Genomic DNA, 16,216 nt, shown 5'->3' on the forward strand with positions numbered 1-16,216 from the left:
TCAACCAATCCTAATAACCATAACAAAACGGTCTCAGAAATTACACTGGTCCATTTTGCTATGGTTATTCTCTTTTTTAAAATTTTACTAAATTTACTTGATTTTATTTACTAAATTAATTAAACTGATGACAATAACCTATTCTTAAGGAGGATATTTAAAAATGGACTTAAACACACTGAAAAACAGATTCGAGGAGTTATTTAAACAATCAGATATGAAAGCGTTCTTCTCTCCAGGAAGAATTAATTTAATTGGCGAACATACAGACTATAATGGAGGAAACGTGTTTCCTTGCGCTATCACTTTAGGAACCTATGGCCTAGCCACCAAAAGAGATGATACTCTAATCAAACTCTATTCTGAAAATTTTTCTGAATTAGGCGTGATTACGATTGACTTAAACAATTTAGAATATGATCCAGCAGACAAATGGACTAATTACCCTAAAGGAATGATTAAATTTTTAAAAGAAGCTGGCTACGTTATTGATCATGGATTAAATATTCTATATTACGGAACTATTCCAAATGGAGCTGGACTTTCCTCTTCTGCTTCTATTGAACTATTGACTGGTTTTATCGTTCAAGATTTATTTGAGTTAGAGTTAGACCGATTAGATCTAATAAAAACGGGACAACGAGTTGAAAATGAGTTTATCGGAGTCAACTCAGGAATCATGGATCAATTTGCAATAGGAAAAGGGAAAAAAGATACTGCAATCTTGCTAGACTGCAACACCTTAGAATATGAAATGATTCCAGTAGTCTTAAAAGATCATTCTATCGTGATTATGAATACTAAAAAAAGGCGTGAGTTAGCTGATTCTAAATACAATGAACGTCGCAGTGAATGTGATCAAGCTCTAGCAGAATTTCAAAAAGAACTTAATATCTCTTCATTAGGTGCTATGGATGAAAAAACATTTGATGAGCACAAAGCAATTCTTTCAAATGAAACTATTCTAAAACGAGCACGACATGCTGTGACCGAAAACCAACGGACATTGAAAGCTGCTACCGCATTAAAAGCTGGTAAATTAGCAGAATTTGGCAAGTTAATGAACGAATCACACATTTCTTTACGAGATGACTATGAAGTAACTGGCTTAGAGTTAGATGCTTTGGTTCAAGCTGCTTGGGACCAATCAGGTGTGTTAGGTGCTCGAATGACTGGTGCTGGTTTTGGTGGATGTGCCATTGCTATTGTTGAAAATAATGCGATTGATGATTTTATCGGTCAAGTTGGCAAACAGTATCAAGAGAAAGTCGGTTATCCAGGTGAATTTTACATTGCTCAAATCAGTGATGGTCCTAAAGTACTTGAGGGAGAAAACTTATGACCGTATTAGTGTTAGGTGGAGCAGGATACATTGGTTCTCACGCTGTCGATCAGTTAATTGAAAAACAGTATGATGTTGCAGTAATCGACAACTTGCGCACAGGACATCAACAAGCTGTTCACAAAAAAGCACGCTTCTATCAAGGAGACATTCGTGATAAGTCGTTTATGGAATCTATCTTTGAAAAAGAAGCTATCGAAGGAGTTCTTCATTTTGCAGCTCATTCATTAGTTGGAGAATCTATGCAACAACCTTTACAATATTTTAATAATAATGTTTATGGAACGCAGGTAGTCTTAGAAGTTATGCAAAAATTCGGCGTGAAATTAATTGTCTTTTCTTCTTCAGCTGCCACTTATGGCGAACCTAAAGAGATTCCAATCAAAGAAACTGCTGATACGAATCCTGAAAGTCCTTATGGAGAAACAAAATTAATGATGGAGAACATTTTAAAATGGTGTGATCACGCTTATGATATGAAATTTGTTGCTTTGCGTTATTTTAATGTTGCCGGAGCAAAATTAGACGGCAGTATTGGTGAAGACCATTCGCCTGAATCACACTTAGTGCCGCTTATCCTCCAAACTGCTTTGGGTCAGCGTAAAGAAATGCTTATCTTCGGAGACGATTACCCAACAGCTGACGGAACTTGTATTCGTGACTATGTCCACGTCGTCGATTTAATTGAAGCCCATATTTTAGCACTTGACTATTTGAAGGCTGGAAATCAAAGCACTATTTTTAATTTAGGTAGCAGTGCCGGTTTTTCAGTCAAACAAATGTTGGATACCGCTCGAGAAGTTACTGGAAAAGAGATTCCAGCGGTAGTGACTGCACGCCGCGCTGGTGACCCAAGTACTTTGATTGCTTCGAGTGAAAAAGCAAGAAACATCTTAGGTTGGAAGCCTCAGCATACAGATATAAAGGCTATTATCGCTTCAGCTTGGAACTGGCATAATGCTTTTCCAAATGGCTATGACGATACTAAAAATGAATAGAAAGGATGAATAGCGTGATTGACCAAGCAATAACAGATTTCATTCAAATTGGGTATATAAATGAAGACATTCATCCATTAGATTTACTTCTCAAACAAAATCAACTTCTCGCTTTAGTTGGAAAACAAGCATTAAATACAGACCTAACTGCTGCTACACTTTTGCCTGATCGTTTAGACGTATTGGATTCTTTAGTCAACTATGCTGTCAAAAAAAAAATCATCTCTGACAATGAATCTGAAAGAGACATCTTGGCATCAAAAATAATGAACCTTATTACACCTCTGCCTTCGGAAATAAACCGCAAATTTTGGGAGCTATATCAAGAGAGTCCTGCAGCTGCTACAACTTATTTTTACAACCTTAGCCAAGAAAATGATTATATTAAAACGAGAGCTATTGAAAAAAACATCGAGTTTACTAAGACAACTATTTATGGGGATTTGGAGATTACAATAAATTTATCTAAACCAGAAAAAGATCCAAAACAAATTGCTTTAGCTAAAACTGCTCCTGCTTCATTTGGCTACCCTACTTGTCTTTTATGTATGGAAAATGAAGGGTATGAAGGTCATTTAAATCATCCGGCTAGAAGCAACCATCGAATTATTCGTTTAAAGATTAACCAAAATGACTGGGGATTGCAATATTCGCCTTACGCTTACTATGAAGAACATTGTATTTTTCTATCCCAAGAACACAAACCGATGAAATTAGAAAAAGCGACATTTGCAAAACTACTCAATATAGTTGAGCAGTTTCCCCATTATTTTGTGGGATCTAACGCTGATTTACCGATAGTTGGGGGATCAATTCTCTCTCATGATCACTATCAAGGCGGCCAACACACTTTTGCAATGGCAAATGCAGCAATCGACTTTCCTTTTGAGCTAAAAGACTATCCGACTGTAGCAGCTGGGCTTGTTCAATGGCCTATGTCTGTTATTCGCTTAAGTAGTACTCATCAAGCTGATTTAACGGCTGCAGCTAGCATGATTTTGGACAAATGGCGCTCTTATTCAGATGAATCTGTAAATATAATAGCTCATACAGATGGGGAGCTTCACAACACAGTCACCCCTATCGCAAGATATAATGACGGAAAATACGAACTAGATTTGGTATTACGCAATAATCGAACTTCAAAAGAATACCCAGATGGCATCTTCCATCCACATTCGGATGTTCAACACATAAAGAAAGAAAATATTGGCTTAATTGAAGTCATGGGTCTTGCTATATTGCCACCTAGACTGAAACAAGAACTTGCTGAGGTTGAACGTTATTTATTAGAAGAACCTAATCAGTTAGATCCTTCGCATAAACAATGGGCTAATGAATTAAAGAATTCATCCAACATCACTAAAGAAACTGTAGGAACTATTGTAGAAGAGGCCGTTGGTTCTGTTTTTCTACGAGTCTTAGAAGATGCGGGTGTATTCAAAAAATCCGCTGAAGGAAAAGCCGCGTTCAAGAAATTTGCAACCCTTTTTTGCTAAAATATGAGGAGGAATATCATGGAAATTTCAATTAAGGATTTTGGAAAACTTTCAGAAACTATCATTCAAGAATATACTTTGACGAATCGTCAAGGCGTATCCCTTTCAGCTATAACTTATGGAGCTGCCGTCACTTCTATTCAAACACCAGACAAGAATGGACTTTTTCAAAATATTTTATTAGGTTATACCGACTTAAATGAGTATGCCAATTATCGTCCTTATTACGGTGCAACAATTGGTAGAGTTGCTGGAAGAATTGATAAAGGGTCGTTTACATTAGAAGGTACCCCTTACAAGCTAGAAACAAATGATAAAACCAATCATTCTCATGGTGGAATAAATGGTTTGGATACCAAAATTTGGACTGTTGAAACAGTTTCTTCAGAAGATGAAGCTCAGCTGATTTTCACTTATACTAGTCCACATCATGAAAATGGCTATCCAGGAAATTTGACCGTTCAAGTTACTTATACTTTAAACGAATCGAATGAATGGAAAATCAATTACCAAGCTACCACAGATAAAACAACCTTATTTAATCCAACAAATCACGTCTATTTTAATTTGTCAGGAGAGCCAACTAAAGGGATTAACCAACATGAATTGACTTTAACTAGCTCCCATTTTGCTGAACTACGAGCAGACTCTATTCCAACCGGAAAGTTGTTGCCCGTAAATGGAACACCGTTTGATTTTAGAACGACTGATACTGTGAATAAAGGTTTTGAAAGCGACTATCCACAAAACAAACTCGTTTCAGGATATGATCACCCTTTTATTCTTGAGCATCTAGCGAACAAACCAGAAGCAATCTTATCTGACCGTGCTAGCGGTAGACAAGTTCAAATGGTTACGGATAGAGATGCTGTTGTGATTTATGCTGTCAATACATTAGATGGTCGACATACTGATGAAGGTAGCTTACAAGAACATTTTGCTGGAATTACTTTAGAAGCGCAAAATCTACCTAACGCAATTAACCAAGCTGGTTTTGGGAACGTCATCCTGCATCCTAATGAAACTTTTCATTCCGAAACGACTTACCGCTTTGATACCATGTTATAATAGAGAAAGAGTAATGATAAACTAAATGGTACCTTCAAAGAAAGTGGTGAGAAAATTGGCAACCATCAAAGATATTGCCGAACAAGCAGGCGTTTCAAGTTCTACAGTATCTCGTGTATTGAATTATGACGATACTTTATCTGTAGGAGATGACACAAAAAAGCGTATTTTTGAAGTCGCTGAAGCTTTAGACTATACAAAATATCAAAAGAAGCAATCTAAAAAACAAGGCAAATTGGCCATCGTTCAGTGGTACACCGAAAAAGAAGAACTAGATGATCTTTATTATTTATCGATTCGTTTAGGCGTAGAAAAAAGAGCAGAAGAAATGAATTACGATATCATTCGAGTTTTTCAAAATACTGATTTTGAGATGAGCGCAGAGATAGAAGGTATTATCGCAATCGGAAAATTTAGTGATTCACAGGTGAACAAGCTTACCTCGTGGACAGAGAATATCTGCTTTGTTGATTTCGACCAACTTCATCGTAAATTAGATTCTGTTGTCATCGATTTTGAACAAGCCGTCAATGCCGTTCTTGACTATTTCCAAACTCACGGTCAACGTCGTATTGGCTTGATTGCTGGACAAGAAAATTTTGGTGACAAATCTAAAACGATTATTGACAAAAGAACCATCATTTATGAAAACTATATGAAGCAAGTGGAGCTTTATGAAGAAGAGATTGTATTTACTGGAGCATTCAATGTTTCATCTGGACAAGAACTCATGAAACACGCTATTGAAACGTTAAAAGACGATTTACCAAAAGCTTTTTTTGTTTCAAATGATTCAATGGCCATTGGTTGTTTAAGAGCCTTACAAGAAGCAGGAATATCCGTACCAGAGCGGGTCAGCCTTATTGGCTTTAACGATATCAGTGTAGCCAAATACATCTATCCTACATTGAGCACAGTGAAAGTGCATACAGAGTTAATGGGAGAAACGGGCTTTGATTTGTGGTTGGATAAAGTCACAAGTGAAAGAACCGTTGCAAAAAAAATCACTTTATCTACCGATTTGATCTTACGAGAAAGCACAAAATAAGGGTTTATAACCAAATCAAAAAAAGGTACAAGCCTAGAATTCAAGTGAATTCTAGGCTTGTACCCTTTTATTTTTTATTCCATTACCCTTCCATCATGACCATTGTTTCTTCTTTTTCAGCAACTTCTTCCACAATAAAGTGTTTTTCAATGGCTTTTTGTCGCAATTCTTCACGAAACTTAGGATGTGCTACTTCAATCAAAGCCTCTGCTCTTTCTTGTACTGTTTTCCCAATTAATTCAGCTTTTCCATACTCCGTTACAATTGTATCGATATCATTTTTAGAAGTTGATACAGCTGATCCTAAAGCTAATTCAGGTACAATTGTAGAGATAGTGTCGTTCTTAGCTGTTGAATACAAGCAGATGATTCCACAGCCATTTTTAGCTAGTCTAACTCCTTTAGTAAAGTCAGCTTGACCACCTGTAGATGAATAATACGAACCTTTTACCGTTTCTGAATTGCATTGTCCTAAAAAGTCAACTTCAACTGTCGAATTGATGGCTTTTAAATTATCAATTTTAGCAATTTCGCGAATATCATTCGTCATATCACAGGGCAACATCAATATATCTCTGTTGTTATTCATAAATTCATATAATTGTTTTGAGCCGATCGCGAACGTAGAAACTGTTTTTGTTGGATAAGTAGTTTTATATTTATTGTTGACAATGCCTTTTGCATAGAGTTCCACAATTTTATCTGGAAGCATCTCACTATGAACACCTAAATTTCGTTTATCCATCAAGTAGTCCATTACAGCATTTGGCATTGAACCAAAACCAATTTGAACCGTATCTCCATCTTTCACCGTTTCAGCAATGATTTTGCCGATAGCCAAATCTTTTTCACTTAATTTAGGGCTAGGTAAAGTTGGCAATTCAAAATCGTGTTCAATTAATGCTGAGACTTCACTAATATGAATGGTATTTTTGGCACCAAATGTACGTGGCATATTCTTGTTGACTTCAAGAATGATGGTTTTTGCATCTTCAATCAATGAAGCAACATAAGAAGGACTTGTTCCTAAAGAGAAGTTACCGTCTTCATCCATTGACGATACTGTCGCCATGATTACTGGACGATCTGTACGTTTTTTTAGTAATGCCGGTATATCCGAAAAGTGATTTGGCAGTAAATCAATGTTGCCTTGATTAAATCCTTTTCTGTCCATACCTGATAAAAATATTGATACTTGTTTTAGCTTAGATGGCGAGATATCCACGGTCGGAAAGCTTGGCAGCATACGGTATAAAGTATTTCCTTTTAACGACCCATTTATAGGTAACGCTTCCAATAATGCTGGAGGTTCGCCTGGCATGATTGGGAAAATGATCCCCTCTCCTGGCTCAATCAATTGTACCGCTTCTTGTGCTGTTGTTTTTTTCTTTTCATACATTTTTTCGTATAATTTTAACATGACTACAATCCCCCAATCAGATGAATGATTCTTTTTTATTTATTTTCAAATTGTGCATTACGCTTTTCAACAAAAGCAGTCATACCCTCTTTTTGATCTTCAGTAGCAAATAAAGCTCCAAAAACTTCAGATTCCAATGCTAATCCTTGCTGTATACTCATTTGCATGCCTTGATTGATTGATTTTTTACTGCCTTCTACACCTAATGGCGAATTTTTGATTATTTTTTCAGCCATCGCTTTTGTTTCTTCTAGCAAGTCTTCAACGGCTACTACTTTATTCAGTAAACCAATTCGATAAGCTTCTGCGGCTGCGACGTTTGCTCCTGTGTAAATCAATTCTTTAGCTTTCCCAGTTCCAACCAGGCGTGGCAAGCGTTGGGTTCCGCCAAATCCAGGAATGATTCCCAACCCTACTTCAGGTTGTCCAAATTTTGCATTTTCAGCGCCGATTCGAATGTCACAAGCTAAAGCAAGTTCACACCCACCGCCTAAAGCAAATCCATTAACGGCAGCTATAGTCGGCTGACGTAATTGTTCCAATTTTGAAAAAACCGCATTGCCTAAGGAAGAAAAAATTGTTCCTTCAACTGCATTTTTTTCTTTCATTTCTTTGATATCTGCACCTGCTACAAACGCTTTAGTACCTGAACCGGTCACGATTAGCACACGAATCGCACCATCTTTCTCCACCTCATCAAGCGCAACCGACACTTCTTCTAAGACTTCTTGACTTAATGCGTTTAACATTTTAGGTCGATTAATGGTTAAAGTAGCGATTCCTTCTGCTTTTTCTAAAGTAAGTGTATTATATTCTGTCATTTCGTTGTCCTCTCCTTATGAAGCATATTCATAAAACCCTTTACCGGTTTTTCTACCTAGCCAGCCAGCTTCTACATATTTTTTCAACAACGGACAAGGACGATATTTGGAATCATTAAATCCTATATATAAAACTTCCATAATAGCTAAACAAACATCCAGTCCAATATAATCTGCTAAAGCAATTGGACCCATTGGGTGATTTGCACCTAGCTTCATTGCTTCGTCGACTTCTTCAAGTGTTGCTATGCCTTCATGCACCGTAAAAATGGCTTCATTGATCATTGGTATCAAAATACGATTAACGGCAAACCCTGGCGAATCTTTAATATCAATCGTAATTTTCCCGATTTTTTCGCTCAACGCTTTAATAGTGGCTGCTGTTTCATCATCTGTTGCCAAACCTCGATTGATCTCTACTAATTTCATAACAGGAACCGGATTAAAGAAGTGCAATCCAATAACTTTTTCAGGTCGATTTGTCGCTGCAGCAATTTCTGTAATCGAAAGAGAGGACGTATTGCTGGCTAAAATCGTTTCTTTATCTGTAATTTCATCTAGTTCTTTAAAAATAGACAATTTGATTTTTTTATTTTCTGTCGCTGCTTCAATGACTAATTGCGCTTCTTTTGCATCTTGAATATCTGTTGAAAGTGTAAAATGAACTAAAATACGTTGTTTTTCGGCTTCTGTTTTACGACCTTTTTCAACTTCACGAGTTAACCCTTTTTCGATCTTAGTGAATCCTCGTTGCACAAATTCTTCTTTTATATCGTTCAAGATAACATCATATCCAGCTTGTGCCATAACTTGCGCAATACCACTGCCCATTTGTCCTGATCCGATTACCATAACTTTTTTGATTTCCATCATCTCACTCCTCTAAATAAGTAACTAGTACTTTTCTTTGTGATCAGTTAATCCATTTTTTTGCAATTGCATCTTTTTGCGTTTCTAACGTACCACCATAAATGGCTGTTAACTTAGCATCTCTAACGTAGCGTTCGATATCGTTGTTCCGCATGTATCCGTAACCGCCAGTTACTTGAATGGCCATTTCAGTCATTTCGATACTAGTATTTGCAGCTTTCAACTTAACCATAGCGACCATTATTGAATCAAGTTGATCGTTTTTCGCTACTTGATCCAACAGTGCAGCCGCAGCTTGTAATTCTGTATACATTTCAGCGAGTTTAAATTGTGTGTTGCGCAGATCAATCAGTCGTTGCCCAAATTTACGATCTTGACTAACATAGTTTAAAGCTCGTTCAAAAGATCCTTCAGCGATTCCTATCGCTTGAGCGGCAATTGACAATCGCATATGATCACTGATAGATTGGCATTGCTCTGCTCCATTACAGCTACCACCCAATAAATTTTCTTTTGAAACGCATATCTGGTCAAACTCAAGTGAAGCCACAGGAAGAGCACGTATACCCATCTTTTCTTCTCTATTTCCTATAGTAAGCCCACGCATTTCAGCTGTTATAATAAAGATACCGTATCCGCTTGTTCCATCTTTAGCTATGGTCTTACTTCCTATTAAATAAACGTTTGCTTTTCCCGCATTTGAAACAAATGCTTTAGCCCCACTTAGTTCCCAATAATTTTCTTTTTCAACTGCAAGAGTTTCCATGTTTTCAAGATTATTGCCCATCCCTAACTCATTTAGTCCAAATGCACCAAAGGTTTCTCCACTTAGCATAGCAGGCAGATGCTTCTGTTTTTGTCGTTCAGTGCCATATTGATAGATTGGCCAAAGGCTCATAGATGTTTGAGTCAGTAAAATACTAGCTGTTGAAGCACAATCTCTTGATACGATCCGAATGACTTCCAACAAATCTTTAAATGATCCCCCAAGTCCCCCATGCAACCGATCAAATGGCATCCGTAAAACGCCCATATCACTTAATTGATTTAGTTGTTCTTCAGGAAATGCTTCTGTTTTATCATATTCAGAAGCATTTGGTCGTATGACTGTTTTAGAAAAATCAGCTACTCGACTGATCAAATGGTTCATTGTTTCATTCATCATGTTTGGATACTCCTCTTTGAATTTTCTACTAGCTAGCCATACATTTTTTATTTCTTAACGTTCAACGATTAGTGACATTCCTTGTCCTCCGCCAATACATAACGTTGCTAATCCACGTTTTGAATCGCGTTTTTCCATTTCGTGAAGTAAAGTGACCAAGATACGAGCACCACTAGCTCCAACTGGGTGTCCTAAAGCAATCGCACCACCATTGACGTTAACGATATCCGTGTTGAATTTTAAATCTGTTATGACACTTAATGCTTGTGCCGCAAAAGCTTCATTTGCTTCGATCAAGTCTAAATCTTCTACTGTTAAACCGGCTTTTTTCAATGCTTTTTGAGTTGCTGGAATTGGACCACATCCCATAATTTTTGGATCTACACCTGCACTTGCATATGACTTGATTGTAGCTAGAGGTTTCAATCCTAACTCATCTGCTTTTTCACGGCTCATAACGATCAAGACTGCTGCACCATCGTTCAATCCTGAAGCATTTCCTGCTGTTACTGAACCATCTTTTTTGAAAGCGGGTTTTAATTTCGCCATTGCTTCATTTGTTGTACCAAAACGTGGGTGTTCATCTGTATCGATTACTTTAGGTCCTCCTCTGCGTTGAGGTACTTCGATTGGAACGATTTCTTCTTTGAATCGGCCAGAGGTTACAGCCTTCTCAGCATTATTTTGACTGCGAACCGCTAATTCGTCTTGTTGCTCACGAGTAAATTGATATTTTTCAACAATATTTTCAGCTGTTATGCCCATATGAATATCGGTAAAGGCATCCGTTAAACCATCCTTCAACATTGTATCGATCATTTGACCATTACCCATTCGTTTACCCCATCGTGCATCAGGCAATACGTATGGTGCTTGACTCATACTTTCGGTTCCACCAGCAATAACAATTTCATTGTCTCCTGAAAGAATTGATTGCGCTGCTAAAGCGACCGTTTTCAATCCCGAACCACATACTTTATTGATAGCAAAAGATGGAACGTGTTTTGGGATTCCAGCTTTTATTGCTACTTGTCTAGCAACATTTTGACCTAAACCTGCACTTAAAACGTTTCCAAATATCATTTCATCAATTGTTGCTGGATCTAATCCAATACTGTCAATTGCTTTTTTTACAACAGCAGCTCCTAAATCAACGGCTGATACATCTTTAAAAGCTCCTCCAAATGATCCAACTGGCGTTCTTAATGCTGACACGATTACTGCTTCTGTCATTTAAATTACCTCCAAATAATTTCCCTATTTTTATTACGTCTTCAAGTTTACGTGAAGCGTTTACATCGTTATCATAAATGGATTGATTCTAAACGTCTAACAAGTATATATTACAGATTCAATAAGTTTTATTAATACCTTTGTGAAAGGGTATTCAAAAAAAACAAAAATACGAAAGAACCGGATAAAAACATCGGGCCTTTCGTATTTGAGTAAAGAAATTTCTTGCACAATTTCAAGCTAATTTGTACTGCTTACTTCATGAATCAGTAAAAATAACTTAAAACAGATTCATGTAAATTTGTTTCAACAACTGAATAATTAGTTTTTATCGGACGGCACAATAGAACATTAAAAGGAATCGGGTTCTTAAATGTTTTTTCCACATAATCCTCACTGTTTAAATAGCGTCCAATAGGTGAAGGTAAAATAGCAATTGTATCTGAGTAACGAGTTGTTTCAATTAAAAAATCCCACGAAGAAGAAGTAAAAATAATTTCTGCATTAGAATTTTGTTCCTTAAATGTTCGTTTAACTAAATCGTTGGTCACAAATGATTCATTAAATGTAGCAATTGGGTAATCATCAATTTCTGTCCAATTGATTTTATTCTTCCTGCTTAAATCATGAGTTGTTGACATAAAAGCTGTTAATTCATCAATTTGAATCACATGCTCTTCATAGGCTTTCGGATCAAGATTCGTTGGTTCGATCAATACGACATAATCTAAATCTTTTTGCAAGAACATCCTTCTCAACTCATTACAGCCATCTTCTACAATCTCTATTTTAATTTCCGGGTTTTCCACGATGAATTTAGAGAAGAAGTTGGAAAAGAAAACACGTAAAATCAAAGAAGGTACACCTAAACGAATCGTTCCTTTTTGTTTGGATGATTCTTTACGAATCATATTTTTCATTTCATCATGCATTTTCAAAATATCTAAAGCATATCGGTATAACTTAATACCACTTGGTGTCATTTCTTCTAATCTTCCATTTTTACGATAAAAGAGACTTAATTCTTCATCTTTTTCAAAATTAGTAATCATTTGGCTTAAAGCTGACTGCGAGATATGAATTTTTTTTGCAGCTAACGATAAATTGCAACCGCATTCAACAATGTTGATAAAATAATTCAATTGTGTAATATCCAATTCCAGTTATTCCCCTTTTTTTTGATTATTCCTTTTGAGACCAGTTTATGTCATAAGAAATAATTATATCTATATATAGAATACCATGGTTAAAGATGTTTGTGCAAAAGGAGACAAAAAAACTCAGAAAACAAGGATCATTGATCCCGTTTTCTGAGTTTTTAATAACATTTAAACAAAAGCGCCTACACCTGTCAAATATCTTCCAACAATTAAAGCATTGATTTCATGTGTTCCTTCGTAAGAGTAGATAGCTTCTGCATCTGCAAAGAATCGAGCAACATCCGTTTCCAGTGTAATTCCATTTCCACCGACTACTTCGCGAGCTAATGCAACAGTCTCACGCATGCGTAAAGCATTATGCATTTTTGCCATTGAAGAATTCACTTCGCGGTAATTGCCTTCTTCCTGCATTTGAGCTAAACGTACAGAGAAACTTAAATTAGCCGTTACGTTTGCTTGCATGATAGACAGTTTTTCTTGAACCAATTGGAATGAACCTAAATTCTTACCAAATTGTTCGCGTTGTTTGACGTAACGTAAAGCAGCTTCAAACGCACCTGCTGTTAATCCTGTCGCCAAATGAGAGATATCTGCACGCGTAATCCGTAGAATACCTGCTACATCTTTAAATGAATTCACGTTTTGCAATCTGCGATCTTCTCCAACTTTCACATCCGTAAACGTGATATGCCCATTTTGTGTCATACGAAGTGAAATTTTTCCTTCGATTTTTTGAACATGTACCCCTTCAGCTTTACCAGGAACCATAAAGGCTTTAACTTTTCCATCCGCTTCATCACGAGCAAATACAGCCATTTCATCTGCTGATCCAGCTCCACCGATCCAACGTTTTTCTCCATTGATGATCCAAGTATCGCCTTCTTTACGTGCAGTAGTTGCTAGTCCGCCAGCAATATCTGAACCGTGTTCGGGTTCGGTCAAAGCAAAACACCCTTGAATTTCATACGAAGCTGTTTTATCAGCCCAACGTTCGATTTGTTCTTCATTTCCGCCTTGTAACAACGTTGCGTAGAATAATCCGCCATGAACCGTGTAGAAGGTTGCGATAGAAGCATCTAGTTTAGCTAACTCAAAATATCTAAAAACGTTGTATAATTCGCTTGGTTTACGTGTATTTTCACGACCTTCAAATAACAATGGATTATCCATCATTCTTACTTTTCCGATTTTCTCAAAAGCTTCAAAAGGAAATTCGGCTTTTTCCCAATACTCACTTAGTACAGGACGTAAATTTATTTCAAGAGCCTCACGCAACTCTTTTAAAACTGTTAATTCTCCATCTGTTAATGCACTTGAATACTCATAAAGATCTGATGGATAAAAAGTAGCTAAATCAACTGGTCTTTCCATTGTCTTTGTGTTCATCATTTTAATCGCCCCTTAATTATTTTTAATTTTTAATAGGTTTTGTTTTATCAACCGCTTACAATGCTTAATTTAAGCCATTTATAAATTTTAGTCTACTTACCATAAATTATAGAAGGTATAAGAAGAACTTAACGTCATTCTACAAACCTATAGTTTATTGCTTTTTTCAAAATAAATGACAAAAATAAAAACACTATCTAAAAACAGATTCTTAAAATCAGCTTTTAAATAGTGTTGTTTGTTTTAGTTAAAGGTAATATATGCTTGTTTACTTCGCTTCAATGAATCTACTACATTTTTTCCAGTCTCATCCCATTCAATCATACGATAATACGCATCGTGGTAAAAAATGAATTTATACTGGTTTTTATAAGCTTCTTTCATCCATTTTTCTTTACTGAATATAGACGTCATTGGATAATCATCGTAAGCCAAGACCCATAAAGGATTTTGATGTGCATGTGTTGGCATGATGTCGGCCATATGCACTAACGTTTCACCATTTTGTGTTAGTTTGATTAATGCATGCCCTACACTGTGTCCTCCAGTGTGGATCATATCAATTCCAGGCACTACTTCAAGCGATTCCTGATACGTAATGATTTGATCCTGAACTGGCTCCCAATTTTCTTTCCAATACGTGCTTTTGGAACGAATATTTGGATTTCTCATTTCATCCCATTCAATCTCGTTAACGTAAATAGCTGCACTTGGAAAAGTAGAAACGAGCTTCTCATTTTCCCAATGTGTTAATCCGCCGGCATGGTCAAAATGTAAATGTGTCATTAATAATACATCAATGTCATTCACGGTCAATCCAAGTTCTGCTAGACTTTCCTTTATCTTTGTCTCTTCCACAACTCCATAATTGCGTCGTTGCTTATCTGATAATTTCCCTTGCCCTACTCCAGCATCAATCAAATAATTCTTATTTTGATATTGGATCAGAATCGAATCCGTTGGTAACTCGATTTGATTTTTTTCATTGACCGGATATTTACGTGACCATAATGGTTTAGGCACTACCCCAAACATTGCTCCTCCATCCATAGAAGTGATTCCACCATCCATCCAAGTTAACTTCATGTCATGAAATACTAAACTATCCATCTTCTTCCTCCTTCTATTAAAAAAAGCGTTTCCATTCATTCCCAATTGATTATACGCAATCTTTCGTATTTATTCAAAATTAAGAAAAACATTTAATAATTTGATCAACAAAAAAAGATTCAAAGTTTTTTACTTTGAACCTTTTTTTAAAGTCGTTTTTAACGTTTAATTCCTAGGATATCTTCTTTTGCATGGATTAACTGCGTGATTTGTTTGCTATATGGTGCTTCAAAACCTCTACGTTCAGATTCTTTTGCTACCATGCCATTCAAAAAGTCGATTTCAGTTGGGCGTTTATTCTTTAAATCTTGATGCATTGATGGATAATGTCCACCAACTTTTTCGGCAATTCCTTTCAAGTAATTAATCGTTTCTTCAACATCTAATGTTACACCTTCCGTTTCTGCTACACGAGAAAATTCACTAACAATTCCTTGATTTAATTCGTCAATTTGAGCCACATCAAACAATTCTTTGATATTGCAGTCCAATAAAGAACAAAGGGCATTCATTGTTCCATTAACACATGCTTTTCTCCAAGTTGTAAAATGGACATTTGAACTATACACTCCGTTTAGTCCACAATCTGCCATCATTTGAACAACTTGACGTGTACCTTCTTCTTCGTTCTCATCACTATTTTGAACTTCAACAGGACCTTCTCCCATAAAATGCGTTTTCCCAGGTGCGTCTAGACCACCTGTCCACACTGTTGTTCCCATGATGATATTCTTTTTAGGAATATATTCAGAGATGGTATTCGCATGTCCTAATCCATTTAATAAGCACACCACTTTTGTGTCTTCTGTTAACGTGTGTTTGATTTCTTCCAACATATGTCTCAAACCCATTGATTTAGTAAAGATAAAAATAGTATCAAATGTATCCTTGATCTCTTCCGGTTTGCCAATTGAAATATTGATAGTATCTTCTTTGCCATTTACTGTAACTGACAATCCATTTTCTTTAATGGTATTGATATGTTCGTCCCAAAAATCTAATAATGTAACATCATTTCCACCTTTTTGCATCATGTAACCAAATCCACATCCTAAAGCTCCTGAACCTGCAATTGCTATTTTCATTATAAAAT

At 36.4% G+C, this 16,216-nt stretch carries 14 protein-coding genes; 5 read left to right on the forward strand and 9 right to left on the reverse strand.

All coding sequences use genetic code 11. From position 1 onward, the window contains the following. Nucleotides 1–163 precede the first annotated feature (163 nt). From BP18_RS09495 to BP18_RS09515, 5 genes are read left to right on the forward strand one after another with little or no spacing between them, the layout of a single operon-like run. Entirely contained in the window at nucleotides 164–1,342 is a 1,179-nt protein-coding gene (locus tag BP18_RS09495) for a galactokinase (RefSeq protein ID WP_007721908.1), read from the forward strand. Next, nucleotides 1,339–2,340: a UDP-glucose 4-epimerase GalE gene (galE, locus tag BP18_RS09500; protein ID WP_007721910.1), complete on the forward strand. Its 1,002-nt coding sequence runs from the start codon at nucleotides 1,339–1,341 to the stop codon at nucleotides 2,338–2,340. Before BP18_RS09495 ends, galE begins: the two co-directional genes overlap by 4 nt. Before the next feature lie 5 nt (nucleotides 2,341–2,345). Beyond that, nucleotides 2,346–3,839: a UDP-glucose--hexose-1-phosphate uridylyltransferase gene (gene galT / locus BP18_RS09505; protein ID WP_035019359.1), complete on the forward strand. Its 1,494-nt coding sequence runs from the start codon at nucleotides 2,346–2,348 to the stop codon at nucleotides 3,837–3,839. Between the two features lie 18 nt (nucleotides 3,840–3,857). Further along, on the forward strand, nucleotides 3,858–4,907 hold the full coding sequence (locus BP18_RS09510) for an aldose epimerase family protein (protein WP_007721914.1): 1,050 nt from the start codon (nucleotides 3,858–3,860) through the stop codon (nucleotides 4,905–4,907). A 55-nt stretch (nucleotides 4,908–4,962) separates the two neighbouring features. Further along, nucleotides 4,963–5,955, forward strand: coding sequence for a LacI family DNA-binding transcriptional regulator (locus tag BP18_RS09515; RefSeq protein ID WP_029276681.1), 993 nt, complete (start codon nucleotides 4,963–4,965; stop codon nucleotides 5,953–5,955). An 82-nt stretch (nucleotides 5,956–6,037) separates the two neighbouring features. On the opposite strand, the gene BP18_RS09520 is transcribed toward BP18_RS09515, so the two are convergent. The 9 genes from BP18_RS09520 to BP18_RS09560 form a co-directional block, all read right to left on the reverse strand. Then, nucleotides 6,038–7,375: an acetyl-CoA hydrolase/transferase family protein gene (locus tag BP18_RS09520; RefSeq protein ID WP_007721918.1), complete on the reverse strand. Its 1,338-nt coding sequence runs from the start codon at nucleotides 7,373–7,375 to the stop codon at nucleotides 6,038–6,040. 35 nt (nucleotides 7,376–7,410) lie between these two features. Beyond that, nucleotides 7,411–8,196 (reverse strand): enoyl-CoA hydratase-related protein, encoded by a 786-nt coding sequence (locus BP18_RS09525; protein ID WP_007721919.1) that lies wholly within the window; start codon nucleotides 8,194–8,196, stop codon nucleotides 7,411–7,413. Between the two features lie 15 nt (nucleotides 8,197–8,211). Then, the gene (locus BP18_RS09530; protein WP_007721920.1) at nucleotides 8,212–9,066 is read right to left on the reverse strand and encodes a 3-hydroxybutyryl-CoA dehydrogenase; all 855 of its coding nucleotides are present in this window, start codon (nucleotides 9,064–9,066) and stop codon (nucleotides 8,212–8,214) included. Nucleotides 9,067–9,109: 43 nt separating this feature from the next. Then, nucleotides 9,110–10,231, reverse strand: a complete 1,122-nt coding sequence (locus BP18_RS09535) for an acyl-CoA dehydrogenase family protein (RefSeq protein WP_007721921.1) — start codon at nucleotides 10,229–10,231, stop codon at nucleotides 9,110–9,112. A gap of 54 nt (nucleotides 10,232–10,285) precedes the next feature. Further along, complete coding sequence (locus tag BP18_RS09540; protein WP_007721923.1) at nucleotides 10,286–11,464, reverse strand: acetyl-CoA C-acetyltransferase; 1,179 nt, start codon at nucleotides 11,462–11,464, stop codon at nucleotides 10,286–10,288. A 266-nt stretch (nucleotides 11,465–11,730) separates the two neighbouring features. Next, nucleotides 11,731–12,621, reverse strand: coding sequence for a LysR family transcriptional regulator (locus BP18_RS09545; RefSeq protein ID WP_007721925.1), 891 nt, complete (start codon nucleotides 12,619–12,621; stop codon nucleotides 11,731–11,733). Nucleotides 12,622–12,792: 171 nt separating this feature from the next. After that, complete coding sequence (fadE, locus tag BP18_RS09550; RefSeq protein ID WP_007721927.1) at nucleotides 12,793–14,013, reverse strand: acyl-CoA dehydrogenase FadE; 1,221 nt, start codon at nucleotides 14,011–14,013, stop codon at nucleotides 12,793–12,795. A 243-nt stretch (nucleotides 14,014–14,256) separates the two neighbouring features. After that, nucleotides 14,257–15,123: a YtnP family quorum-quenching lactonase gene (locus BP18_RS09555; RefSeq protein ID WP_007721929.1), complete on the reverse strand. Its 867-nt coding sequence runs from the start codon at nucleotides 15,121–15,123 to the stop codon at nucleotides 14,257–14,259. 158 nt (nucleotides 15,124–15,281) lie between these two features. Continuing rightward, the gene (locus tag BP18_RS09560) at nucleotides 15,282–16,208 is read right to left on the reverse strand and encodes a 2-dehydropantoate 2-reductase (RefSeq protein ID WP_007721931.1); all 927 of its coding nucleotides are present in this window, start codon (nucleotides 16,206–16,208) and stop codon (nucleotides 15,282–15,284) included. Nucleotides 16,209–16,216 lie beyond the last annotated feature (8 nt).

The organism is Carnobacterium jeotgali MS3 (assembly GCF_000745125.1).
In the GTDB taxonomy this organism is placed as follows: domain Bacteria; phylum Bacillota; class Bacilli; order Lactobacillales; family Carnobacteriaceae; genus Carnobacterium_B; species Carnobacterium_B jeotgali.

Coding starts and splice junctions, on each gene's coding strand:
- BP18_RS09560 (WP_007721931.1), bottom strand. CDS start 16,208: ATGAAAATAGCAATTGCAGGTTCAGGAGCTTTAGGATGTGGATTTGGT.
- BP18_RS09525 (WP_007721919.1), bottom strand. CDS start 8,196: ATGACAGAATATAATACACTTACTTTAGAAAAAGCAGAAGGAATCGCT.
- BP18_RS09530 (WP_007721920.1), bottom strand. CDS start 9,066: ATGGAAATCAAAAAAGTTATGGTAATCGGATCAGGACAAATGGGCAGT.
- BP18_RS09540 (WP_007721923.1), bottom strand. CDS start 11,464: ATGACAGAAGCAGTAATCGTGTCAGCATTAAGAACGCCAGTTGGATCA.
- galT (WP_035019359.1), top strand. CDS start 2,346: ATGAATAGCGTGATTGACCAAGCAATAACAGATTTCATTCAAATTGGG.
- BP18_RS09535 (WP_007721921.1), bottom strand. CDS start 10,231: ATGATGAATGAAACAATGAACCATTTGATCAGTCGAGTAGCTGATTTT.
- BP18_RS09555 (WP_007721929.1), bottom strand. CDS start 15,123: ATGGATAGTTTAGTATTTCATGACATGAAGTTAACTTGGATGGATGGT.
- BP18_RS09510 (WP_007721914.1), top strand. CDS start 3,858: ATGGAAATTTCAATTAAGGATTTTGGAAAACTTTCAGAAACTATCATT.
- galE (WP_007721910.1), top strand. CDS start 1,339: ATGACCGTATTAGTGTTAGGTGGAGCAGGATACATTGGTTCTCACGCT.
- BP18_RS09495 (WP_007721908.1), top strand. CDS start 164: ATGGACTTAAACACACTGAAAAACAGATTCGAGGAGTTATTTAAACAA.
- fadE (WP_007721927.1), bottom strand. CDS start 14,013: ATGATGAACACAAAGACAATGGAAAGACCAGTTGATTTAGCTACTTTT.
- BP18_RS09520 (WP_007721918.1), bottom strand. CDS start 7,375: ATGTTAAAATTATACGAAAAAATGTATGAAAAGAAAAAAACAACAGCA.